Below are 23,147 nucleotides of genomic sequence, written 5' to 3'. Positions count from 1 at the left end.
CACGCCCCTGAGCGCGTCGCGTCATGTTCGCGCCTTGCGGCGCGGGCATTCTCGCGCTTAGGTGCGATTGTCCGGTGCTCCGGACTGTCCCGCTGACCGCTGCCCCGCAACCGCGCGCCGCGCACAAGAGACTGACGAGCCATGCCACGTTTTGCCCATATCTTCGAAGCCGCCGCCGATACGCTGAATGCCTATTACCAGGCCATTGCCGAGGTGAATATCGACAGCTTGATGGGCCTGTGGATCGATGAGGAGTTCGTTAGCTGCATCTGTGCCGACGGCTCGCACCTGCACGGCCTCGACAGCATTCGCGCCGGCTTGCAAATTCAGCTCGAAACCACGCCCGTTTCAATCGAACCGCTCGACATTCGCGTCTACGACAGCCTCGGCACCGTCGTCTACGCCATTGCCGAAGCACACCGGCCGGCCGATCCGAAGGCTACGCCTGCGATGGTGTTCACCACTTACGTCATGGTCCATGAACGCGGCGAATGGCGGATTGCGCATATCCACGCGAGTCCGATGCCGAATGAGGCCGCCAGTCAGTTCGCCACAAAGATGCGGCATGGTCAGGGGTCGCTGCACTGACGCCTGATGGGCGTCTCCTCTGTTTCACAGGTTTTACTTTTTTTGCTTCGACGCTGGTATGAGTACGCCCCGCAGGAAGTCGCTCGCTCCGAAGGAAATCCCCCGCCCCGAAGGAAGTCCTCTTGGGGGACCAGGGGATTGGGAGATGACGCACAATAAATCCGTGTCTACCGGCGCAGTGCGCGCCGCGGCCGCTGTCGAGGCCACTGTCGATCTGCTCTACCGCGCGCCGCTCTGGCTGCCAAACCGGCATGCGCAGACCATTGTCCCGTCGCTGTTTGCGCGCCGTCCAGCCATTACCTTCCAGCGCGAACGCTGGGATACGCCTGATGGCGATTTCATCGATCTCGATTGGGTGGTGCATGACAGCGCGACAGCCTCCGCGCTGGCCCCCGCGTCCCCGCCTCAAGTTCCCGCAGACGACGCGCCGCTGTTCGTCCTGTTTCACGGCCTTGAAGGCGGTTCCACGTCGCACTACGCTGCCACATTGATGGCAGCCGCGCGCGAATACGGCTGGCACGGCGTCGTGCCGCACTTCCGCAGTTGCAGCGGAACGCTGAATCTCTTGCCGCGTTTCTACCATCTCGCCGACAGCAACGAAGTCGACTGGATTCTGCGGCGCTTACGCGCCACACATCGTGGGCCGATCGTGGCGGCGGGCGTGTCGCTGGGCGGCAATGTGCTGCTGCGCTGGCTCGGCGAGCAGCGTGAAGATGCGTCGCCAGTAATCTCGGCTGCCGCGGCGATTTCGACGCCGATCGACGTGCATGCCGGCGGCCGTGCGTTATCGCAAGGCTTCGGGATGATCTATACGCGCAATTTTCTGAAGACGCTGAAGCAGAAGGCTGAGCAGAAACTGGTGCAGTTTCCGGGGCTGTTTGACCGCAACGCCATGCTGGCGAGCCGCACAATGTACGACTTCGACAACGTGGTGACGGCGCCGCTGCACGGCTTTCGCGATACCGACGACTACTGGAGCAGCGCGACCACGCGGCCGCTGCTGCGCGGAATTGCCGTGCCGACATTGGTGCTGAACGCGCGCAACGATCCGTTCTTGCCTGCGGAAGCATTACCGGCCCGGCATGAGGTGTCGGCATCGGTAGAACTCGATCAACCCAGACACGGCGGCCACGCCGGCTTTATGACCGGACCTTTCCCTGGCCGCATCGACTGGTTGTCGCGGCGCGTGCTCGGTTATCTGGAGCGGCACATCGATCATGGATGACATCGTCAAGCAGGCCTTGGCCAAATGGCCGAACGTCCCGAGTTGCACCGGATGGTTGATGCTGGACCGGCGTGGCAACTGGCGCATGCGGGACGAAGCCGCTCAGGCCAGCGGTGCGCCAGGTACGCCGATCCGGCATGAGGCGCTGCTCGGATTCATCAATCGGAATTACGACGCCGATGAACACGGTCAGTGGTTTTTCCAGAATGGGCCGCAGCGGGTGTATATCGAGTTGGGTTATACGCCGTGGGTGGTGAGGTTGTCTGCCGATGCCGCTGGGGTGCTTTCCTTGACGGACCAGGCCGGAGGGGCTTTCGAGCCTTCTGCTGCGTTTGTCGATGACGAAGGTGGGATTCTGTTTGTCGATGGCTCGGCGCCACCGAGAGTCGCGGTTTTGCACGATCACGACCTCGAGGTTTTTTCTGATCACGCCGCGCTGGGTGATGACTCGCTGAGCGGAGCGTTTCGCTGGAACAATGGGATTGTTTTGCCCTTGCAGGGCGTGCAGCGAAATGAGGTGGCCGCGCGGTTCGGGTTTGTCGATAGTCCGGCGGCGAATGCTTAGATCTTTTGTCTATTTACCCGCCTGAGTCCTTTGCACAGGCCACGCTCTGGTCAGATAGCGAAGACTCGCAACCGCTAGCTCTTCTCGTCAAGCCGCTCCTCTTTATAGCGACTCTCCATTTCATGTAACCGGGCGTCGACGGTAGCGAGATCGTAGTAGCCGATCGCCTTCATATCCCGCGCTTCCTTCAGTTGCCGGATGGCCGACGGCCAGGCCCCCTCGATAGCGAATTTTTCGGCCAGCGCCCGATGCTGCGTCAACGCATCTCCACTGCCGGCGCTTGCCTGCGCAAGATACATCCACCAGGCGGGCTGATCGGGTTGCGCACGCGTTTCCTGCAGCGCCAGAGCCTGCGCATCGGCAAATCGCTTCAGGGTTAGTAAGGTCTGGATATGCATGTCGATCGCGGCGTTCGACTGCGGCCAGCGCTTCTGCGCAAACTCGGCAAGACGAGCCGCCTCGTCATCACGCCCCGCGCGGCGCGCGATGTCGGCCGCGAGCACGTCGAGGCTCGGCGAACTATGCATGGGTTCACCTTCACGGCGTTCGCCTGCTGCAAACGCAGCGCGCGACGAAGCCAGGGACGCCACGGCATCGTCATATCGCTCGAGCAGCATCTGCCCATATGCGATCCCGTACCAGTTCGCGGCGACGTTCAGCGCAGTACGGTCTTCGATTTCGGAGCGCAGGCGCGAAATCTCGTCCGCGTATTCACTGCGCGAGCGGTCCTGCAGCAAGCGCGCCCGCGCTCGCACAAAACCATATTCGGACGTCTGGTGCGGTTGCCGGTAAGGCGCACGGCGCGCACGGTCCTCCATGTCGGCGATCCGTTCGCCGGTCAGCGGGTGGGTACGCGCGTAGGCCGGTATGCCGGTGTCGCTCATTGCCGCGCGGTCGAGACGGCCGAAAAACGTCGTCATCGCATAAGGGTCGTAGCCGGCGCCGGCCAGCAGCAGAAAACCGACGCGGTCCGCTTCATGCTCGGCGGAGCGTGAGAAACGCAACTGGTTGTCGAGCGCATAGGCCTGGCCGCCAATCGCAATCGCGCTGCCAAGGTCGCCGCTATGCGCGAGCACGCCCGCCAGAATGCCGAACAACAGGCCGGCAAGCGCGGCATAGGAACTGCGCTCGCCGGTGGTGATCATCCGCGAAATGTGCCGCTGCAAGACGTGCCCCATCTCGTGGCCGAGCACGGAGGCGAGTTCGGACTCGGTTTGCGTCGTCACGATCAAACCGGTGTTCACGCCGATAAAACCGCCCGGCAGTGAGAAGGCGTTGATCTGCGAATCGCGGACCGCGAACAGCTCGAAGTCCGGACGGTAGCCGCCGAGGTATAGCGCGTTCGCCGCCGCCGCGAGTTTCGCAGCGACCGAGTTCAGGTAGTCGCGCACCAGCCAGTCGTCGAGATAGTCAGGGTCGCGGCGTAACTCGCGCATCACGCGCTCGCCGAGTTTGCGCTCCGCTTGTGGCGTCAGCGAGCCGGAGCCGCCGTTGCCGAGGTCCGGCAGTTGCTGCGTGACGATTGGGGTGCGCCAGTTGGCGGTCGCACCCGGCTTACCGGAAAGGCGGCTTTGTGCGCCACCATAAACGCCGAAGACACCTTGGGCGATGTCGGGCGGCACGATGGGATCGGCAAAGATTTCGACCAGGCCGCTTTCCAACGGCGGTTCCGCGGACTGCACGTTGAGCGCGAGGCTCGTGCTCGAAGCGGCGCGCGATTGCGCGAACACGCCCGGCGGAGCCGCGAGCGCGACAGACAACAACGCAGCAAGAAACCGTTTCGTACGCATCGCGAGGTCGGTATGACGAAGTCGAAAAGCGACGCCCGCCGCTCGGACTAAGATAGCGGACATAGGGTAATTGTAATCACCCTGACTCGCCCGACCACACTGCTATGATAGGCGCCCTCTGAAGGAGCCCAACCATGCCTGAACTCACTCATTTCGACGCTGCCGGCCAGGCACATATGGTGGACGTCGGCGGCAAGCAGGAGACCAAACGCATCGCCATCGCGCGTGGCTCGATTCGCATGCTGCCGGAGACGTTCGCGCTGATCCGCGACGGCAACGCCAAGAAGGGCGATGTGATCGGCATCGCGCGCATCGCCGCGATTCAAGGTTCGAAGCGCACCGCCGATCTGATCCCGCTATGTCATCCGCTCGCGCTGACGCGCGTGAAAGTGGACTTCGAGCTCGACGAAAAGCTGCCTGGCGTGCATTGCACGGTGCAGGTCGAGACGCTGGGACGCACGGGCGTGGAGATGGAAGCGCTAACCGCCGTTCAGGTCGGGCTGCTGACGGTGTACGACATGTGCAAGGCGGTGGATCGCGGCATGACGATCACCGACGTGAAAGTGCTGGAGAAGCACGGCGGGAAGTCGGGGGATTGGGTGGCGGGTTGATGACGGCTGGCGTCATCGCCCCGCTCCATCTCTACAGCTACAGCTACAGCTACAGCTACAGCGAAGAATGAGACTGCAAAACGACGGCGCGGCTCAATCCTCGTCGCTGTCGTCGTCCTGATTGACGTCGCCCGCCGGCATGCCGTAGCGCTTGACCAGTTCCGCCTTGAAACCGCCCAGCGTCTTCTGCTCGTCGCACAATTCATACACGTAGGCCAACTGCGACGGCCAGTCCTTCAACTCCTGAGCAAAGATCTTCAGACGCTCGACGGTGTCGAACGCCCCCGCCGTATCACCGCTCAGTGCCTGCAGCACCGCATACCGGCGCAGCACGGTTTCACCCGGCAGCAGTGCAATCGCCTGCTTGTGCATGGCGAGCTTGTGCTGCAGGTCCATCGAATTCATCGGCAGCAGCGTCGCGAGACCATACTCGCCCCACGCCTGAAACAGGAACGACGGGTCCGCGCGATACTGCTCGGCAGGACGCGAGCCGTAATACAGCACCTCGGCGCGCGCGTAGTCGCGATACACCGGATACAGCGCGGCCAGGCCACCAAACACGATCACGGCAAACGCGCCGAACGACAGACGGCCAGGCACGAGGCGCAGCGGCCGTGTCTCAAGCAAGCCGAACACGAACATCGCCGGCAGCAGGAAGAACATGTACTGCTGCGGATACTCGACCAGCGCATGCATGACCAGCACACCGATCAGCGCGATACCGAACACGCGTGCGGCGCTCTGCGGCGCGCGAACCACGCGCATCAGCCATGTGATCAGGCCGAACAGCACGATCGCGAGGCCGATCAAGCCCGTCTTCGCGAGCAGGTCGATGAAGATGTCGTGCGAGTTATTGGCAATCTCGACGCCGCCGAGCGACTTCGCGTACTCGAACTGATAGCTCGGAAACTCGCCCCAGCCGACACCCAGCAGCGGATGCGCCTTGAACATCGTCCAACCGTATTTCCACAGCGCAAGGCGCGGCGCGATCTGGCCGGCGTCCTTGAAACGCTCAGCCGCGGACTGACCGAGCTCCAGGTGGTAGTGCACGTTGGCCCAGCGGATCAACGCGTTGACCACGAAGAACAGGACCGCCAAGGCGATCGGGATCAGCCATTCGCGATTGCTGCGGCGAAGAAGCGGCTCGCTGCGCGTTTGCGCGAACGCCATCCAGAAACCCGCCACCACGATCACGCCCATCTGCAGCCAGGGGCCACGCGACACGGTCAGCGCGAGCCCGACGGCGAAAATCGTCGACACGAGCAGCCAGATGCTGACGGCAAGGCGGCGTGTCTGCACGAGGAACAGCGCCCCCGCCATCGCGAACGCGATATAAGTGGCGAGGTGGTTCGCCTGCGCCATATTGCCGAACGGCCGGCGCTCGACGGTCACGTTATACGCGACGACCAGCGGCGACACGCGCGTCTCGAGGTGAAACAGCTGGATCACCTGGCAGAACACAGCAAACAGGCCACCGACGATCAACGCGCCGGCCGCCCAGCGCAGCGCTGTTTCGTTCAGCTTGGCGCGTGTGAAGCCGTAGCCGGCGTGCGTCGCCATGAGTGCGGCGAGCAGATAACCGCCGCCGAGCCAGTTCATCGACGGCTGCGAGACCGGCAGCAGCACCGATTGCGCCACCAGCACCAGCCCGAACAGCAAGGGCACCAGCGCGACAACCGGCGACGCAAACGTCACGCGCGGCCTGGCAGTCCACACCAGCAGCACGACACCCGCGCCCATCAGCAGATACAGCGCGAGCGCCGTGAATTCAGCGTAGAAGGTCGGTATCGGATACGTGTGGTTGACGACTGCATAAGGCAGCACCAACGCGAGAGCCAACAGAATGAGAGACAGGTAGCGCGCAAATGGGGTGGGCATCGAGTAACCGGTGGGCGTCAGCAACCGGCGCACTATACAAAAAAATCCTCCTGCTGTGCGCCGGCCGGGCTGAAATATCCCGAAAATCATCCTTTTACGTTCGGATAACAACTCACCCGATCTTTCACCCCATCGCTTATGAACGGCACTCCGGTGGTGCAAGGTTCGACGGCAAGGACGGCGCATCGGCAGGTGCGGGCCCGGCGCCCGGTGCAGGCAACGAGGAGGCCGTTTTGCCACCGGCGAAACACTCCCAGGTGACTGCGCCAGCCTGCACGGCGCCCTTGCTCAAGGCGATCCGCGCAGTCGGCGCATCGGCATTGTCCGGCACCGAGGGCACCAGGGTCAGCGTGTTCGACCCAGCAGGCGCGACGCGCGTCGTGAAAGCGACGGTGATCTGGCCGGTGTCGTCGTCGACGTGAACGGATTCGACGTTGCGGGTGCCGGGCGGCGACGCATAACCGCCGCCGAATGCATTGCCGCTAGCGGCGTTTTCGGACACCGCGAGCCGTGCGGATGCGGCCAGCGAGAGGCCCTCGCCCACACGACTGCGGGCCAGATAGTCCTGATACGCAGGAATCGCATAGGCCGCGATTACACCGACAATCGCCAGCACGATCATCAGTTCGATCAACGTAAAGCCGAAACCGAAACGGCGGCAGACGCGTGCGAGCGGCGCGGCGCAGCGCGCCCGTTCGAACGCATTCCGTGGGGAATGCGAGGCGTATGAATAAGGGGAGTACGGCAAAGTAACGATCATAGGCAGGCTCCTGAAACAAAAAAACGCCGGCCCCTCGAATCGGGGACAGGCGTTTCAATCGTAGCCAGCGGTGCTCGTTCCACACAGTCAGCCGAATGGCTAACGTTGTGCTGACGCGGCGGCGTTCAGGTCAGGTCAGATCGGCGTGCGGTTCGCATCACGCTGGTCCGCTCGTGCTTCGGATTCAGCCCCAGCCCGCCGTGCGGCTTGTGCTGCGCCGCTCGCCTCAGACTCGGCGTCAAACCGCCGCGCGATTCGCGTTGCGCCGCTTGAGCAGATAACCGAGGATCACGACGAACAGCGCACCGGCAATGCTCATGCCGTACTCGGCCACCGGCGAATCCAGGATCGGCCAACGGTCGCCGGCCGGGTCGTTGACGATCAGACCGCCCGCGATCCAGCCGAGCAGCGCGGCGCCGAGCGTAATGACGATCGGGAAACGGTCGAGCAGCTTCAGCACCAACTGGCTGCCCCACACGATCAGCGGAATGCTCACCACCAGCCCGAAAATCACCAGCGCAAGACGGTGCGCCGGGTCAGCCGCCTCGGCAGCGCCGGCAATGGCGATTACGTTGTCGAGACTCATCACCGCATCCGCGATGATGATGGTCTTGATCGCCGACATCAGCTTGTCGGCCGGCTTGACGTTCTCATGGACATCATGCGCGGGCGCCATCAGACGCACGCCGATCCACAGCAGCAACAGGCCGCCGGCGAATTTCAGCAATGGCACGTCGAGGAGCGCCACAGCGAACGCAATCAGCGCCACGCGCAGCACGATGGCGCCGGCCGTGCCCCACAGCACGCCCTTCGTACGCTGCGCAGGCGGCAGGTTGCGGCAGGCAAGCGCTATCACGACAGCATTGTCACCACCCAGCAGGATATCGATGACGATGATCTGAATGACTGCGCCCCAATGGAGCGTGGCGAAGAACTCGAGCATGAGTGAAAGAATAAGAAGGAATCAGGCGCGCGGGCAATAAAAAAGCGGGGGAGTCTACACTCCCCCGCTTTTTAGGACTGCCTGCTCACGAAAGGGTTTCGTAAGCGTATCAAAAACGCGCCGTGACTGCGCGCGAATTTCGTTTTTACAGCATCGCCTTCAGAAGACGCGCCATTTCCGACGGGTTCTTCGTGACCGTGATGCCGCAGGCTTCCATGATTTCCAGCTTGGCTTCAGCCGTATCCGCACCGCCCGAGATCAGCGCGCCGGCGTGGCCCATGCGCTTGCCCGGAGGCGCCGTAACGCCGGCGATAAAGCCAACCACCGGCTTCTTCATGTTGTCCTTGATCCACTCAGCAGCATTCGCTTCGTCCGGACCACCGATCTCGCCGATCATGATGACGGCGTCCGTTTCCGGATCGTCGTTGAACATCTTCATCACGTCGATGTGCTTCAGACCGTTGATCGGGTCGCCGCCGATACCGACTGCCGACGATTGGCCAAGGCCGATCGCCGTCAATTGGCCGACTGCTTCATACGTCAGCGTGCCCGAACGCGACACGACGCCGATGCGCCCCTTGCGGTGAATGTGACCCGGCATGATGCCGATCTTCAGTTCGTCCGGCGTGATCGTGCCCGGGCAGTTCGGTCCGAGCAGCAGCGTCTTGCGGTTTTCGGCGCGCATGCGGGCCTTGAGCTCGATCATGTCACGGACGGGGATACCTTCCGTGATACAGATTGCGAGATCCAGATCGGCTTCGACCGCTTCCCAGATTGCAGCAGCAGCGCCTGCCGGCGGAACGTAAATCACCGACACGGTCGCGCCCGTTTCAGCCTTGGCTTCAGCGACGCTTGCGTAGATAGGAATGCCTTCGAAATCTTCGCCGGCCTTCTTCGGGTTCACGCCCGCAACGAACGCTTCGCGGCCGTTGGCGTATTCACGGCAAGCACGCGTATGGAACTGACCGGTCTTGCCGGTAATGCCCTGCGTGATGACCTTGGTGTCTTTGTTAATCAGAATCGACATGTATTGACCTCTGTTCGTCTGGCGCCGCGAGCCAGGCGGGATGTTCTCCACCCGCGTCGCTCACGCGCCGCCATTCGTAATCCTGGTTAATCCCGGTTAAACGCGCTCTTTACTTGCCTTGAGCGGCCGCGACGACCTTCTGAGCTGCTTCTTCCATGCTGTCTGCCGCAATGATCGGCAGGCCGGATTCAGCGAGCATCTTCTTGCCCAGGTCTTCGTTCGTGCCCTTCATGCGGACCACGAGCGGCACCTTCAGCGACACGGCCTTCGACGCCGCGATCACGCCTTCCGCGATCACGTCGCAGCGCATGATGCCGCCGAAAATGTTGACCAGAATCGCAGTCAGGTTCGGGTTCTTCAGCATGATCTTGAACGCTTCCGTGACCTTCTCGGTCGTGGCGCCACCGCCCACGTCCAGGAAGTTCGCCGGTTCGCCGCCGAACAGCTTGATGGTGTCCATCGTTGCCATTGCAAGGCCAGCGCCGTTCACGAGGCAGCCGATGTTGCCGTCGAGCGAGATGTAGGCGAGGTCGAATTTCGATGCTTCGACTTCAGCCGGATCTTCTTCGTCCAGATCGCGATACGCGACGATTTCCGGGTGACGGAACAGTGCGTTCGAATCGAAGTTGAATTTCGCATCCAACGCGATGACCTTACCGTCGCCGGTCAGGATCAGCGGGTTGATTTCGGCCAGCGATGCGTCAGTTTCCCAGAATGCCTTGTACAGGCCTTGCAGGATCGCGCGCGCTTGCGGCAGCGAAGCGGCGGGCACGCCGATCTTCGTGGCAAGCTCGTCAGCTTCAGCGTCTTTCAGACCGGTCGACGGGTCGACCGCGATCTTGTGGATCAGCTCAGGCGTCTTTTCCGCGACTTCTTCGACGTCCATGCCGCCTTCGCTCGATGCCATCACGACGATCTTCTGCGAAACGCGATCGATCACCAGGCCGACATACAGTTCCTTCTTGATGTCAGCGCCTTCTTCGATCAGCAGACGATTCACCTTCTGGCCTTCCGGACCGGTCTGGTGCGTGACGAGCTGCATGCCGAGGATCTGGTTCGAGAATTCACGAACCTGTTCCAGCGACTTGGCGACCTTCACGCCGCCGCCCTTGCCACGGCCACCCGCGTGGATCTGAGCCTTCACGACCCATACCGGGCCGCCGAGCTCTTCCGCGGCCTTGACCGCATCATCCACCGAGAAGACCGGCTTGCCGCGCGGTACCGCGACGCCGAATTTCCGCAGGATTTCCTTACCCTGGTACTCGTGAATCTTCATGCGTGATTCCCTTCAGTCTGAGAGTTGGATTGAACATCGTTTCCGCTGCCGTCGTTCATGCCGGACGTGTTGCCGCCCCCACCTGTCTGGCGGGCCGCCCCGTCGCCTGACGATGCCGCGCGATCCGCTGTATACGGAGCGCGGCCATACCAGCGCGGATAAAACTGTTGCACCGCCTCGCCGTCGAAACGCAGCGCGTGGCAGCGTCCCAGCTGGAATGGCGGTTTGTCGTTGGAATGCTCGCCTGTGCTGTTAGACGAATCGTCTCCTGAACTTCCGCTCGCGCCCGGCGCGCCTCCATTGGTATTCCACACGTCGCCGGCAAAGGCCTGGATTGCAGCGGTCGGCAGAAGCGCGCACAACTCGGCGAGATGCGTGCAGCCAGCCGTGCCGGCCAGCAAACGGGCAGCATCGCGACGGAAGTTGTGGAACAGATTGAGCCCGATGAGGGCACGGTAGGCGGGGTTGCTGGCTTGGCACAACCCTGGATAGGGCACCCAGTCGGACGACGCTTCGGCGTCGACGACATTGAGCTTGCGATCGATGGTGATGCGAAGCCAGAGTTCATGGATCGGCTGACCATTGGGCCGGACGCCCGACGCAAGCACCACATCGCGCGGTTTTTCGTCGGTCAAGCACGCTTCCACATCCCACAGGCCATCGGCTCGCTCATAGGCTTCCGCTCTGATTGCGCGACGGTGGCGCAACTGACGGGATACTGGCGGAGAGAGCGGCATACGGGAAGGAAAGGCCGGATTGGAAAACCCATGAATTTTAGCATACTGGGTATTTGAGACAGTTCGGAATGCGCAGGGGCGCCCGGCGGGCCGGGGAGCGCGGCAGACGCTCTCTCAAAGTGGCGGCGTGGCGGCGAAGCGCGGAGGTTTTTGCGCTGAGGCCGGCTAGTCGCCGCTCCACTCTTCGTCGAGACCTTTGAGGATTTTGCCGATCGTGGCGCCGGAGAAACCGCGCGAGGCCAGAAAGCGCGCCTGCTTTGCCCGCTCGGCCGCTGTTTCAGGGAGCCGGCCGAATTTCTTGCGCCAGACGGCTTGAGCGCGCGCCAGTTCGGTTTCGCGCAGTTGCGCACTGGCTTCTTCGACCAGCGTTTGGTCGACCGCATGCTGTTTCAATTCGCCAACGATCCGGCTCGCGCCCAACCGTGACGAACGCCGATGGATCAGGCTCTCAGCGAACCGCGAATCGGACAGCCAGTTTTCGGCTTCCAGCGAATCGAGCAAAGTGTCGAGCGAATCGGTTTCTTCGACGAACGGCTTTAGCTTGCGCGCCAGTTCGGAGCGGCTGTATTCACGCCGGGACAAATAGCCGAGTGCACGTCCTTTTAACGAACGGGCCGGGCGTTGGGATTTTTTTTCATCGTCCTGCCCGGGCTTCGTCTCGCCGGGCGTGCGACGCGAGCGGGTGTAGGTGGTTTCGGACGGGTCCGCTGCGGCTTGCGCAGAAGAATCGGACTGTGGCTGGCGACCCGCGGCGCGGTCGTGCTCATCGAACGACTCAAAGGGATCAGCGTCGCCGGCTGTAGCGGAGGGATCGGAATCTGACGCGGATGAGCGCCGGGTGGCTGAGTTGCCGCCCGAATAGCGCGGCGAACGCGAAGTGGGGCGCCCGAAGGAGCTTCCGGAAGATTTGCCAAACGAACTTCCGGACGAGTTTTCCGGCGACCGCCCAAACGACCGGGTGGACCGGGGAGTCGACGAGGAAGAAGATGACGACGACTCGAGCGAATCGTCGCTACCGTCACGCGGGCCGTCCGCGTTACGTCCAGCATTGGACAACGGCCGGCCCTTGCGTATCACGTGATGGTTACTCTTCTTCGCCCGCGACTTCGGCGGCAGCACCGGTCGCCGCTTCCGCCATGGCATTCACGCCCAGCGATTCACGGATACGGTTTTCGATCTCACGGGCGATGTCCGGATTTTCACGCAGAAATTCGCGCGCGTTGTCCTTGCCCTGACCGATACGTTCGCCGTTGTAGCTGTACCAGGCGCCGGCCTTGTCTACGATCTTCGCTTGCACACCCAGGTCGATGACTTCGCCCTGACGGGAAATGCCCTCGCCATACAGAATGTCGAAAATCGCTTCGCGGAACGGCGGCGCAACCTTATTCTTCACCACCTTCACGCGCGTTTCGTTACCGATCACTTCGTCGTTCTTTTTGATCGAACCGATCCGGCGAATGTCCAGACGCACCGACGCGTAAAACTTCAGCGCGTTACCACCCGTGGTGGTTTCCGGGTTGCCGAACATCACACCGATCTTCATACGGATCTGGTTGATGAAGATCACGAGGCAGTTGGTGCGCTTGATCGTACCGGTGAGTTTGCGCAGCGCTTGCGACATCAGACGCGCCTGCAGACCCGGCAACGAGTCGCCCATTTCGCCTTCGATTTCGGCCTTCGGCACCAACGCGGCGACCGAGTCGATCACGATCATATCGATCGAGCCCGAGCGCACCAGTGCGTCGGCAATTTCGAGCGCCTGCTCGCCAGTGTCCGGCTGCGAAACCAGCAGGTCGTTGACGTTCACGCCGAGCTTGCGCGCGTACTGGATGTCCAGCGCATGTTCCGCGTCGATAAACGCTGCCGTGCCGCCGAGCTTCTGCATTTCGGCGACGACCTGCAACGTCAGCGTGGTTTTACCGGACGACTCCGGACCGTAAATTTCGACCACCCGGCCACGCGGCAAACCGCCGACACCCAGCGCGATATCGAGACCGAGCGATCCGGTTGAGCATACCTGGATGTCTTCGACCGCCTCACCTGCGCCGAGTCGCATGACCGACCCCTTGCCGAACTGCTTTTCGATCTGCGCGAGCGCGGCGGCGAGCGCCTTGCCCTTTTCAGCAGTCAGTCCAGCCGAGCCTTTCTTGCTTTCTTCCATGAATCGTCCTTTGCTATGATGAACGGCGTCTGAGGCAGATGTGCGGCCCGTTCTTGGAGGACAGCACACGAAACTCAGACACTGTATAAAAAAACAGTAGTTTTGGCAAGCGCGATTCTCATGCGAACGCGCATTTTTACCGTCACGCTGCCCAACTACCCACAATAATTTTCGGAGACCGCTGTGCGCCGGGAGGTCACCCCACGGTGCCAGCAAGGCCAGGTTGGCGCACCATGCGAATTCTGATTGCCGAAGACGACAGCATACTCGCGGACGGTCTGGTTCGATCACTCCGCCAATCGGCCTATGCCGTCGATCATGTGAAGAACGGCGTCGAGGCCGACACCGCGCTTTCAATGCAAACTTTCGACCTGCTGATCCTCGATCTGGGCCTGCCGCGCATGTCGGGGCTCGAGGTGTTGCGCCGTCTGCGCGCCCGCAACTCGAACGTGCCGGTGCTGATTCTCACGGCAGCAGACAGCGTCGACGAACGCGTCAAGGGCCTCGATCTCGGCGCCGACGATTACATGGCCAAACCCTTCGCGCTAAATGAACTCGAGGCGCGCGTGCGCGCCTTGACCCGGCGCGGCGCGGGCGGCGGCCCCACGGTGGTGCGGCATGGTTCGCTGTCGTTCGATCAGGTCGGCCGGATCGCCTACGTCAACGAGCAGGTAATCGACCTGTCGGCGCGCGAACTCGGTTTGCTCGAAGTACTCCTGCAGCGGATCGGCCGGCTGGTGTCGAAGGAACAGCTTGTCGACCATCTGTGCGAATGGGGCGAGGAAGTCAGCAATAACGCGATCGAAGTCTATGTGCACCGGCTGCGCAAGAAGATCGAGCCGAGCGGCGTGCGCATCATCACCGTGCGCGGCCTTGGCTATTGCCTCGAGAAAGCCGCCCTGCCTTCGAACGCGACCATGAGCGCCAACGCGCTCGCGCCCCCCGAGCCCGAGCCGCCCTCCTCGCCGGCGTCGGCCGCGATGCCGGCGAGCCATCACTACAAATAGAGGACACCCATGTCCGCACGCGCAGACCGCGCTACGGCGCACGCGGCGGACCTCGACGAGGCGCGCGACGCCCGCTACGCCAATCCGTTCGCCCCGCCCGACGAGACCGAAGCCGCCGCCGAGGCGCGCCCGCGCTCGCTGTTCGGCGAGATTCTCGACTGGATGCTGGCGCCGCTTCTGCTGCTGTGGCCAATGAGCCTCGCGGTCACCTACCTGGTCGCCAAGTCGATCGCTAACGGGCCATTCGACCGCGCGCTCGAAACCGACGCCTACGTGCTCGCGCGCCAGATCCATCCGATCAACGGCGTGGCGGAGCTGTCGTTGCCCGACTCCACCCGCGATTTTCTGCGCGCCGACAACGTCGACACCGTGTTCTATCAGGTGCTCGGCACGCGCGGCGAACTGGTGGGCGGCGAGCGCGACATGCCGCTGCCGCACGAGGAAGACAGGCCGCCGCCGGGCCTCGTCGAATTCCGTGACGACGTGCTGCGCGGCAACGATATTCGCGTGGCCTATACGACGGTCGAGTTTCCGCAGACGCCCGGCGCGCAGCCGGTGCTGGTGCAGGTTGCCGAGACGCTCGACAAACGCAGCCAGCTTGCCAACGACATCATCAAAGGCGTGATCCTGCCGCAGTTCGTGATCCTGCCGCTGGCGATCCTGCTGGTGTGGTTCGGCCTGTCGCGCGGACTCGCACCGTTGCACGCCCTGCAGGCGCACATCCGCGCGCGCCGCCCGGACGATCTGTCGCCACTCGAAGCCCGCCTCGCACCACCGGAAATCGAGCCGTTGGTGACATCGTTCAACGACCTGCTGACGCGCCTCGAACAGAATATGGAGTTGCAGAAGCGCTTTATCGCCGACGCCGCGCATCAAATGAAAACACCGCTTGCCGGTCTGCGCACCCAGGCTGAGCTGGCGCTGCGCCAGGACGCCTCCCCGGAAGTCCACCGCTCGCTTGAACAAATCGCCACCAGTTCGGAGCACGCGGCGCGTCTCGTCACCCAGTTGCTGGCGCTGGCGCGTGCGGAAAATCGCATGTCCGGGCAGATTTTCACGCCGGTCGAGGTCACGGAGATGGCGCGCAACGCCGTGCGCGACTGGGTTCAAGCCGCGCTCGCCAAACAGATGGACCTCGGCTACGAAGCGCCCGAAGAACCGGTCGAAGTCGACGGCAATCCGGTCATGCTGCGGGAAATGCTGTCGAACCTGATCGACAACGCAATCCGCTACACGCCGGCTGGCGGACGAATCACCGTGCGGGTGCGACACGATGTGACCGCGCGGCTCGTGCATCTGGAAATAGAAGACACGGGGCTCGGCATTCCCGTGGCCGAACGCTCGCGGGTGGTCGAGCGTTTTTACCGGATTCTCGGCCGCGAAGGCGACGGCAGCGGCCTCGGGCTGGCAATCGTCCGCGAGATCACGACGATGCATGGCGGGGAGATGACGATCGACGATAACGTCTATCAAACGTCCCCACGGCTTGCCGGAACGCTTGTGCGTGTCAGCTTGCACGTGCTCAAACGGCCACGGGACTTACCCTAAGAGCGCAGGATTCACGCATCGATCTCCGCCCATATTGAGATAAGTTAATTGCACGTTACAAGAATTTATCTGGCAGTTGTCGTTTTTTGATGCGAATTTCCTCATCGCACCGGAGGCTGCCATTTCACCCCGCCACGTCAGTACACCGTAAGTTTCCACTCCAATAATCGGTTCCACGGGAACGCCTTTGCCGGCGGACCGCGTGCACATATCAATATTGGAGACGACATATGGCTACCGTTGGCGGGCAAATCTCGCACGTGCCGATGACGCACGATGAGAAGCGGGTGATCTTCGCATCGTCGCTAGGTACGGTTTTCGAGTGGTACGACTTCTATCTGGCCGGCTCACTTGCAATCTTCATCAGCAAGAGCTTCTTCTCCGGCGTCAATCCGACAGCCGCTTTCATCTTCACACTCCTTAGCTTCGCCGCGGGCTTCGCGGTGCGGCCGTTCGGCGCGATCGTGTTCGGACGCCTCGGCGATATGGTCGGGCGCAAACACACGTTCCTCATCACGATTGTGATCATGGGCCTGTCGACCTTCCTGGTCGGCTTCCTGCCCGGCTATGCGTCGATCGGCATTGCGTCGCCGGTGATCTTCATCGTGATGCGCATGCTGCAGGGTCTCGCACTCGGCGGCGAATACGGCGGTGCGGCAACCTACGTCGCGGAACATGCGCCGCCGGGACGCCGCGGTTTCTACACCGCGTGGATCCAGACCACCGCCACGCTCGGCCTGTTCCTCTCGCTGCTGGTGATTCTCGGCGTACGCACGGCCATGGGCGAAGACGCGTTCGGCGTCTGGGGCTGGCGCATTCCGTTCCTCGCGTCGATCATCCTGCTCGGCGTGTCGGTGTGGATTCGCCTGCAACTGAATGAATCGCCGGTGTTCGAGCGCATCAAGGCTGAAGGCAAAACCTCGAAGGCGCCGCTGACCGAAGCATTCGGCCAGTGGAAGAACCTGAAGATCGTGATCCTCGCGCTGATCGGCCTGACCGCCGGCCAGGCCGTGGTCTGGTACACGGGTCAGTTCTACACGCTGTTCTTCCTGACGCAAACGCTTAAGGTCGATGGCGCGACGGCGAATATCCTGATCGCGATCGCGCTCCTGATCGGCACGCCGTTCTTCCTGTTCTTCGGCTCGCTGTCGGACCGGATCGGTCGCAAGCCGATCATCATGGCCGGCCTGCTGATTGCTGCCTGCACGTACTTCCCGCTGTTCAAGGCGCTGACTCACTACACGAACCCGGCACTGGAAACAGCTACGGCGAAAGCACCGATCGTCGTGATTGCGAACCCGGACGAGTGCTCGTTCCAGTTCAACCCGGTCGGCACGGCGAAGTTCACGAGCTCCTGCGACATCGCCAAAAGCGCACTCTCGAAAGCCGGTTTGAACTACGAGAACGTCGCGGCGCCGGCAGGCACGCTGGCGGAGATCAAGGTCGGCGATACGGTGATCAACACGTATGACGGCAAGGCCGCCGACGCCAAGGACCAGGGCAAGGCGTTCGACAAGACTCTCGCTACCACGCTGAAGACCGCCGGCTATCCGCCAAAGGCCGATCCGTCACAGATCAACTGGCCGATGAGTGTGGTGATCCTGACGATCATGATGATCTACGTGACGATGGTCTACGGGCCGATTGCGGCGATGCTGGTGGAGATGTTCCCGACGCGCATCCGCTACACCTCGATGTCGCTGCCGTATCACATTGGCAATGGCTGGTTCGGCGGCTTCCTGCCGGCAACCGCATTCGCGATCGTCGCGGCGAAGGGCAACATCTACTCGGGGCTGTGGTATCCGATTGTGGTCGCGCTCATCACGCTCGTGATCGGCATGCTGTTCGTCAAGGAAACCAAGAACTCCGATATCTACGCGCAGGACTGAAGCGTCTGACGAACGAGGTGATTTAAAAAAGTTGCATGGCGGGGGTTGACAGCCCTCAGCCCTATCCTCATAATCTCGCTTCTTTCGGCGAATTAGCTCAGTTGGTTAGAGCGACGGAATCATAATCCGCAGGTCCGGGGTTCGAGTCCCTGATTCGCCACCAGCATCACTCGCAAGGCCCGCTGCTCTTAACTGAGCGCGGGCCTTTCGTTTTGCGCCGGTGAGCCAGTTTGTGAGCCAATATGCACAAACTTCCGCACCTGTATCGCAACCGCCTAGGGGTCTATTACCTCCGCCTCACCCGCCAGGGCCGTGAAGTCAAACGGTCTCTGCGCACGAAAGACTTCCGGCAAGCTAGACTGTTGGCGCTCGCGTTCAATCTCGAACTCGCCATGAAGACGCCAACAGAGAAGCCGAAAGCCGCCGATTTCAACCTTGACCCGGACGCGCTCAAACGGCTCGACGTGGTCTTTCCAGACGGCACCCAGGTCAAAGACATCAACACCGATGACGACGTGCGCCGAGCGAAAGACCTGTTCGGCGATCGGTTCGCAACCGCAGTCCCTGCCTCTCTCGATTTGCCGGTCCTCGCGCCGAGCGTCATGGCCGCGATCGCCGCGCAACAAGCCAATTCGGCGCCTAAAAAACGCGGCAAGCCGTTCGCGGACGTTGTGAAGCTCTACAAAAAAGAGAAGGCGCTCGACAACACGGCGCGGACGATCTCGGCCAAGCAAGGCGCGTTTGACGATTTTTCGGCGAGCGCGGGCGCTCGACCCATGGACCAATACGCGCTCGACGACGCCGTTTCCTACAAAAACCGCCTCATCGAACTCGGTGGAAGCGCAAGCCGGATCAACTCGAAGCTCTCTTACCTGCGCGACCTCTTCGCCTACGCTATTGCCAACGGACAGCACCTTGGGCCGAATCCGTTTGAAAACGCCAAAGTGTCTTCAAAGTCGAAGCTGGAACAACAAAAGCGCTCCTACAAGCCGTTCACCGCCGACGACCTCAAAGCCGTCTTCGATCCCGAGCGCTACGCCTTGCGGATGGACAAGCCCGCTTACTATTGGGCTCCCTTTCTCGCCCTCCACTCTGGCGCGCGGCTTGAAGAGCTCGCGAGCCTAAGCCTTACGCAACTTCAAAAGGATGGCGACGTCTGGTTTTTCGAGCTCGTCAAAGCGAAGAACGCGAACTCGCTGCGCCGCATTCCCTTGCATCGAGCCGTGGTCGAATCCGGATTCATGGAATACGTCGAACGGACCAAAGCGAGCGGCGCGACGCAACTGTTCCCCGAGCTCAGGCCCGGCAAGAACGGGTATGGGAAGAACGTCACACGGCGGTTTGCCGACTACCTCGACGAATGCGGCATCAAGGACGACCGCAAAGTGTTCCACTCTTTCCGCCACACATTCATCGGGCGCATGACGGAATTGAACGTTCACCCGGCGATGCTTATGGCGTTGGTTGGGCATTACGATCAAGCGAAAGTCGATTTTTCAAGTCCGCACTTCGCCAACTACCAGCACAGCAAGCCTTTGGCTGAGCTCAAAGCGACGCTCGACCGCTTCGACATCCAATTGCCCCGCCGGTTTTGACCTGCCCGAGCTCGCCGCGCGAGTTTCGCTGGGGCCAAAGGGCTACCGATAGGGAGAGGCGGACGGAAACACCTTCGCCTCGACACCGGAGAACCGCAAAAACTGTTTCACGTATTCAATCGAATCCCGGTCGGCGTTCCCTGGGCCAACGATCACCTCCCTGACGCAATCGAGAACGCTGACGGTTTCGCGATAAGGCGTGAACCCGTACGCCCCCTTTCGCCATTTCGTGTCGGGCAGCATGTCGCTTCCGGCCAGTCCGGCAGTCTTCCGCAGGAGGCTCGTGTTGCAAACGATCCTCCATTCGTGCTCTGTCTGGAAATCAGGGTGCTTGCAGAACGCGCACACGCGGTCAATGTAGTCGCGGGCGCTGTCGGCCGCGTCCTCGCCTTCGAAGGGGGCAGAGACGATCAAACCCATCAAGTCATCGATCTGAGTGTTGGCCGTTCCATCTTCGGCGTAAACGACGGGACCGAAACCCCATCCGCTGGCGCTGGCCCCGAATGGGACAGGGGAATAGTTTGAAGAGAGCAACGCGGCGCCAATTTTCTTCCGCAGGGCGTTCACGTCGAACCCGATGGCGAAGCCGGTTCCGCGATCCGCGTAAGCGACCCATTGCGGAACAGAGTCTTTCTTCTCGGAAAAGCAGCAGACATAGTAATCGCTGACGTCCTCGACCAGTTCGAAGCGGACTCTCAGCGCCAAATGCAGGTCGCTCATCACCTTGTCGCCCTTCGCCGCCGATTTTGCAATGTGTTTTAGTGCGAGGTCCTTGAACCAATCGAGCTCTCGCCGATCATTGGTTTTTCTCGCGTCCGAAACCCACAAGCGGCCAGTCCTTAAAATGCTGAGAAAAGACTCCGCCCCGCAATAGTGATAAACCGTGCTTGCCGTCGCCATGGCGTTCTCCGTTTTCTATGAGCGCCAGCGCATGGCGCGCTCCTGTTTGGACTTCGCCAAGGGTCGCGAATGTCCCGGGATATTATGCCGGGTCAAGGGCGGGCGCAGCCCGGCGAAGCGAACCCTTGACGCGCGAAAAGCCGAACAATGAAAAAAGGCTGGGGGCGCGGCAAAGTCGCGCCCCCAGCCTGCCGCGCCTTGCGGCGGATCAACGCATTCGAGACGCGACTTCCTTCGCGCGCAGGGCGACGTAGTTGCGCGTTTGCTCCATTGAGCTGTGTCCGGCGATCACCATGATCTCCCGCTCTTCGAGATCGTGATCGTGCAGATACATGCGGCTGATCGCCTCATGTCGAAAGTCATGGAATCGAAAATCAACGACGTCCGTCGATTCGCGAAGCTTGCGAAACTCCTGCGAGCAGGCCGACGGCGTTCCCATTGTGTGGAACACCCGAGGGCTGTCGTCGCTTTTCCTCGCAGCCAAGAGCCGCATGACGTGGTGCGCGCGGCCGCCGAGAGGGACGACGCGCTCGGCTCCCGTCTTGCATCGATGCGCGGGAATGATCCACTCCCTCTCGTCGAGGTCAAAGTCGCTCCATTCCGCCAACGCGACCTCTTGCAAACGCGCCCCCGTGAGCATGGCCATTCGCGCCATCAGCCACCAGTGCTCGCCGCGCAGGCCGGGGATTTGGCGCAACCGGCCAAACAAAGCGCGCTGCTCTTTCGGCGCCAAACGACGCTTGCGCGGAGCGTTCCAGCCTTTTGGAAGCATGGAGTTCTTGAATGGAAACGGCGGTCGCGGAACCCGCAATTCGCGCGCACGCATTCTGATCGCCTTTTTGATCAAGAGCACCTGCGCTTGGATGGTCGCGTAGGCGTAGGGGCGAGCTTGTTGGGACTGCGTGGCCCTTGCTGCGGCAATGTAGTCTTCGATCCAGTATTCATCGATGTCGCCAACGCGAGCGTTGCCGACGAGCCGAATCGCCGCCTTGTGGTTCCGCTTGTTCGCACTGGTGGCTTTGTCGGATGCGACGAACGCCGCGACCAGATCAGCGATGCGGTCCTTGAACAGATTGCCTTTGGGCGGAGCCTTGATTGGAAGGACGGGGCCGTTGAGCTTTCGCTGCCGCTTGAACTCATCTTCCTGCGCTTCGCCAAAACATTTGGCCTCCGTCTCCGTGGGGAACGTCGCGGTGATTCTGGGGAAACCCTTCATCGTCACGAACACTTGCCACGAGACCCCTCCGTCTTTCAACGGCTTCTTGATGATGCTTGCCATCTCCACTCTCCTGTTTTGCGCTTGCGCGCGTATTGGTAGGGCGGCGGCCACAAGATTTTGTTTGGACGCCGCACGGCGCGAGTTGCATTGGCCAATTTCGAGGCGTTGTGCAACGTCGTTCGCCGACGGCGTGGGTCATCTCGTAAACAGCCTTGCCCCGCAAGGGGGCAAGGCGTGTTGGAAACGTGGAAAAACCAACCTAAAAAAGCATTCGATCGCGGGCTTACGCCGGGCTTCTTGCGTATCTTATACGGGCACATTTGCGGAAAAATGAGGCAAAGCGAAAGCGCTCTTTAATCCACCGGGCCGTTTGTCGCGGAATCGACTACTAATCGGAGTAGCCCGAGCGGCCAGTGCATACAGTGAATGCAACGTTGCACGAGAAAAAAATGCAGACGAGCGGTTTTTGTTTTATTGAAAACGGACGAGCGGCACGACTGATTTCGTGGTCGTTCAATTATCGCGCCCTGGCATTTTGGGTTTTGCCGCGCTCCTTCCTCTGATATTCTGCGAAATCCAAAAGCAGCGCCCAATTCGGAAAATGAGCGAAAACAGATACTCTTATTTTCAATACAGGAACATTTCGGCTGGCGAGTTGTTTTTCTTCGTCGCGCTCGATGAAACCCAAAAGCAACTCGGGTTCGAAGACCTCGCCGCTGCGGCCGCGCTCCTGCTCGGGCAAAACGATGTGCCGGTGGCAGGCAAGCTCGGCGGAGCCACAGCCGGAACGTCGGTCGTGTCGATGGCCGCGCGCAAGCTGTTGCCTTGGCAAGTGCGGTATCGCCTGCCAACGATCACAAGCATCGGCGCGAGAGGGCTGAGAATCGCCTTCACCCGGAACATCGGAGCCTTCGTTGGCCGCGCGATCCCTGTCGTCGGCGTCGTCGTGATGGGCTATGACGCGTTTCTGATCGCGCGGCACACCGTCAGCTCATACAATCGCATAGTGAAGCCGGAAGACCGGGTGCTTTGATGAGCGACGCCAAAGACGAAACGTGGGGGAAGCTGGAAGCGTTTGCGCGCGAAGAGCTCGGCAAGCCGATTTTCGGGCAGTTGCGCATTGAGCCCAGCAGCAAGCTCGGAGGCGAATTGGGGCTGACCGGCATCGACGCCGTCGAGTTCATCGACAAGTGGGCGGAGCGGTTTGGCGTGGCGGCCGAGGGCTTTCCGTACGACCGCTATTTTGGACCCGAAGGGCTTGATCTTATCGGCGCGGTCGCGTCGCTTTTCTCAAAGCGGGACCGGAAGGCCGCAGCGCAGCCTTTGACCCTTGGCATGCTCGCTGACGCGATGCGCGCGGGCCGCTGGGACACTGCGGCGATCGAGGCGGCGGCTCGCTCGGAGTGAAGCCGCCGCCCGCCCCAAGCG

21 protein-coding genes and 1 tRNA gene are annotated in these 23,147 nt (G+C 61.7%); 11 read left to right on the top strand and 11 right to left on the bottom strand.

Annotated elements, in window-relative coordinates:
- Positions 1-141: 141 nt before the first annotated feature.
- The 3 genes from PQR40_RS30510 (at position 142) to PQR40_RS30500 (ending at position 2,378) form a co-directional block, all read left to right on the top strand.
- Positions 142-588, top strand: a complete 447-nt coding sequence (locus tag PQR40_RS30510) for a nuclear transport factor 2 family protein (RefSeq protein ID WP_408240977.1) — start codon at positions 142-144, stop codon at positions 586-588.
- A 145-nt stretch (positions 589-733) separates the two neighbouring features.
- Complete coding sequence (locus PQR40_RS30505) at positions 734-1,813, top strand: YheT family hydrolase (RefSeq protein ID WP_408394312.1); 1,080 nt, start codon at positions 734-736, stop codon at positions 1,811-1,813.
- Positions 1,806-2,378 carry a DUF2946 family protein gene (locus PQR40_RS30500; protein WP_408394310.1) on the top strand — a complete coding sequence of 191 codons (573 nt, stop codon included), beginning with the start codon at positions 1,806-1,808 and terminating at the stop codon, positions 2,376-2,378. Before PQR40_RS30505 ends, PQR40_RS30500 begins: the two co-directional genes overlap by 8 nt.
- Positions 2,379-2,452: 74 nt before the next feature.
- Here the strand turns inward: PQR40_RS30500 and PQR40_RS30495 are convergent, their stop codons facing one another.
- Entirely contained in the window at positions 2,453-4,168 is a 1,716-nt protein-coding gene (locus PQR40_RS30495; RefSeq protein WP_408510521.1) for a M48 family metalloprotease, read from the bottom strand.
- 134 nt (positions 4,169-4,302) lie between these two features.
- On the opposite strand from PQR40_RS30495, the gene moaC reads away from it, so the two are divergent.
- Positions 4,303-4,779 carry a cyclic pyranopterin monophosphate synthase MoaC gene (gene moaC / locus PQR40_RS30490; protein ID WP_211613839.1) on the top strand — a complete coding sequence of 159 codons (477 nt, stop codon included), beginning with the start codon at positions 4,303-4,305 and terminating at the stop codon, positions 4,777-4,779.
- Positions 4,780-4,872: 93 nt separating this feature from the next.
- Here the strand turns inward: moaC and PQR40_RS30485 are convergent, their stop codons facing one another.
- The 8 genes from PQR40_RS30485 to recA form a co-directional block, all read right to left on the bottom strand.
- Positions 4,873-6,657 (bottom strand): PglL family O-oligosaccharyltransferase, encoded by a 1,785-nt coding sequence (locus PQR40_RS30485; RefSeq protein WP_408394305.1) that lies wholly within the window; start codon positions 6,655-6,657, stop codon positions 4,873-4,875.
- Between the two features lie 136 nt (positions 6,658-6,793).
- Positions 6,794-7,417: a pilin gene (locus PQR40_RS30480; RefSeq protein ID WP_408510520.1), complete on the bottom strand. Its 624-nt coding sequence runs from the start codon at positions 7,415-7,417 to the stop codon at positions 6,794-6,796.
- 238 nt (positions 7,418-7,655) lie between these two features.
- Entirely contained in the window at positions 7,656-8,360 is a 705-nt protein-coding gene (locus PQR40_RS30475; RefSeq protein WP_408218352.1) for a TerC family protein, read from the bottom strand.
- A gap of 145 nt (positions 8,361-8,505) precedes the next feature.
- Positions 8,506-9,387, bottom strand: coding sequence for a succinate--CoA ligase subunit alpha (gene sucD, locus PQR40_RS30470; RefSeq protein WP_097390342.1), 882 nt, complete (start codon positions 9,385-9,387; stop codon positions 8,506-8,508).
- 109 nt (positions 9,388-9,496) lie between these two features.
- Positions 9,497-10,663 carry an ADP-forming succinate--CoA ligase subunit beta gene (gene sucC / locus PQR40_RS30465; protein WP_408510519.1) on the bottom strand — a complete coding sequence of 389 codons (1,167 nt, stop codon included), beginning with the start codon at positions 10,661-10,663 and terminating at the stop codon, positions 9,497-9,499.
- A complete protein-coding gene (locus PQR40_RS30460) occupies positions 10,660-11,400 on the bottom strand; it encodes a DUF2889 domain-containing protein (RefSeq protein WP_408510518.1) in 741 nt (246 codons plus the stop codon). Before PQR40_RS30460 ends, sucC begins: the two co-directional genes overlap by 4 nt.
- A gap of 165 nt (positions 11,401-11,565) precedes the next feature.
- The gene (recX, locus tag PQR40_RS30455) at positions 11,566-12,477 is read right to left on the bottom strand and encodes a recombination regulator RecX (RefSeq protein WP_408510517.1); all 912 of its coding nucleotides are present in this window, start codon (positions 12,475-12,477) and stop codon (positions 11,566-11,568) included.
- Between the two features lie 7 nt (positions 12,478-12,484).
- Positions 12,485-13,561 carry a recombinase RecA gene (recA, locus tag PQR40_RS30450; protein ID WP_408240949.1) on the bottom strand — a complete coding sequence of 359 codons (1,077 nt, stop codon included), beginning with the start codon at positions 13,559-13,561 and terminating at the stop codon, positions 12,485-12,487.
- Between the two features lie 233 nt (positions 13,562-13,794).
- On the opposite strand from recA, the gene PQR40_RS30445 reads away from it, so the two are divergent.
- The 5 genes from PQR40_RS30445 to PQR40_RS30425 all read left to right on the top strand — a co-directional run bounded on the left by PQR40_RS30445 (position 13,795) and on the right by PQR40_RS30425 (position 19,600).
- A complete protein-coding gene (locus PQR40_RS30445; RefSeq protein ID WP_408240946.1) occupies positions 13,795-14,568 on the top strand; it encodes a response regulator in 774 nt (257 codons plus the stop codon).
- Positions 14,569-14,577: 9 nt separating this feature from the next.
- Entirely contained in the window at positions 14,578-16,116 is a 1,539-nt protein-coding gene (locus PQR40_RS30440) for a sensor histidine kinase (protein WP_408240943.1), read from the top strand.
- A gap of 230 nt (positions 16,117-16,346) precedes the next feature.
- A complete protein-coding gene (locus PQR40_RS30435) occupies positions 16,347-18,005 on the top strand; it encodes an MFS transporter (protein ID WP_408240940.1) in 1,659 nt (552 codons plus the stop codon).
- 86 nt (positions 18,006-18,091) lie between these two features.
- Positions 18,092-18,168, top strand: a tRNA-Met gene (locus tag PQR40_RS30430).
- 79 nt (positions 18,169-18,247) lie between these two features.
- Positions 18,248-19,600 (top strand): tyrosine-type recombinase/integrase, encoded by a 1,353-nt coding sequence (locus PQR40_RS30425; RefSeq protein ID WP_408510516.1) that lies wholly within the window; start codon positions 18,248-18,250, stop codon positions 19,598-19,600.
- A gap of 42 nt (positions 19,601-19,642) precedes the next feature.
- Here PQR40_RS30425 and PQR40_RS30420 read toward each other — a convergent pair whose 3' ends face one another.
- Both PQR40_RS30420 and PQR40_RS30415 read right to left on the bottom strand, forming a co-directional pair.
- Positions 19,643-20,500: a DUF2971 domain-containing protein gene (locus PQR40_RS30420; protein WP_408510515.1), complete on the bottom strand. Its 858-nt coding sequence runs from the start codon at positions 20,498-20,500 to the stop codon at positions 19,643-19,645.
- A gap of 208 nt (positions 20,501-20,708) precedes the next feature.
- Positions 20,709-21,779, bottom strand: a complete 1,071-nt coding sequence (locus tag PQR40_RS30415) for a site-specific integrase (RefSeq protein ID WP_408510514.1) — start codon at positions 21,777-21,779, stop codon at positions 20,709-20,711.
- 541 nt (positions 21,780-22,320) lie between these two features.
- Between PQR40_RS30415 and PQR40_RS30410 the strand changes: the two genes are divergently transcribed.
- Together PQR40_RS30410 and PQR40_RS30405 are read left to right on the top strand one after the other, a co-directional pair.
- Complete coding sequence (locus PQR40_RS30410) at positions 22,321-22,752, top strand: STM2901 family protein (RefSeq protein ID WP_408510513.1); 432 nt, start codon at positions 22,321-22,323, stop codon at positions 22,750-22,752.
- Complete coding sequence (locus PQR40_RS30405) at positions 22,752-23,126, top strand: DUF1493 family protein (RefSeq protein WP_408510512.1); 375 nt, start codon at positions 22,752-22,754, stop codon at positions 23,124-23,126. The genes PQR40_RS30410 and PQR40_RS30405 overlap by 1 nt, the downstream gene beginning before the upstream one ends.
- Positions 23,127-23,147: the final 21 nt, after the last annotated feature.

It is taken from the genome of Paraburkholderia sediminicola, from assembly GCF_046026855.1.
Classification (GTDB): domain Bacteria; phylum Pseudomonadota; class Gammaproteobacteria; order Burkholderiales; family Burkholderiaceae; genus Paraburkholderia; species Paraburkholderia sediminicola_A.
Note: the sequence above shows the minus strand (reverse complement) of the source record. Positions and strands in the feature narration are given on the sequence as shown.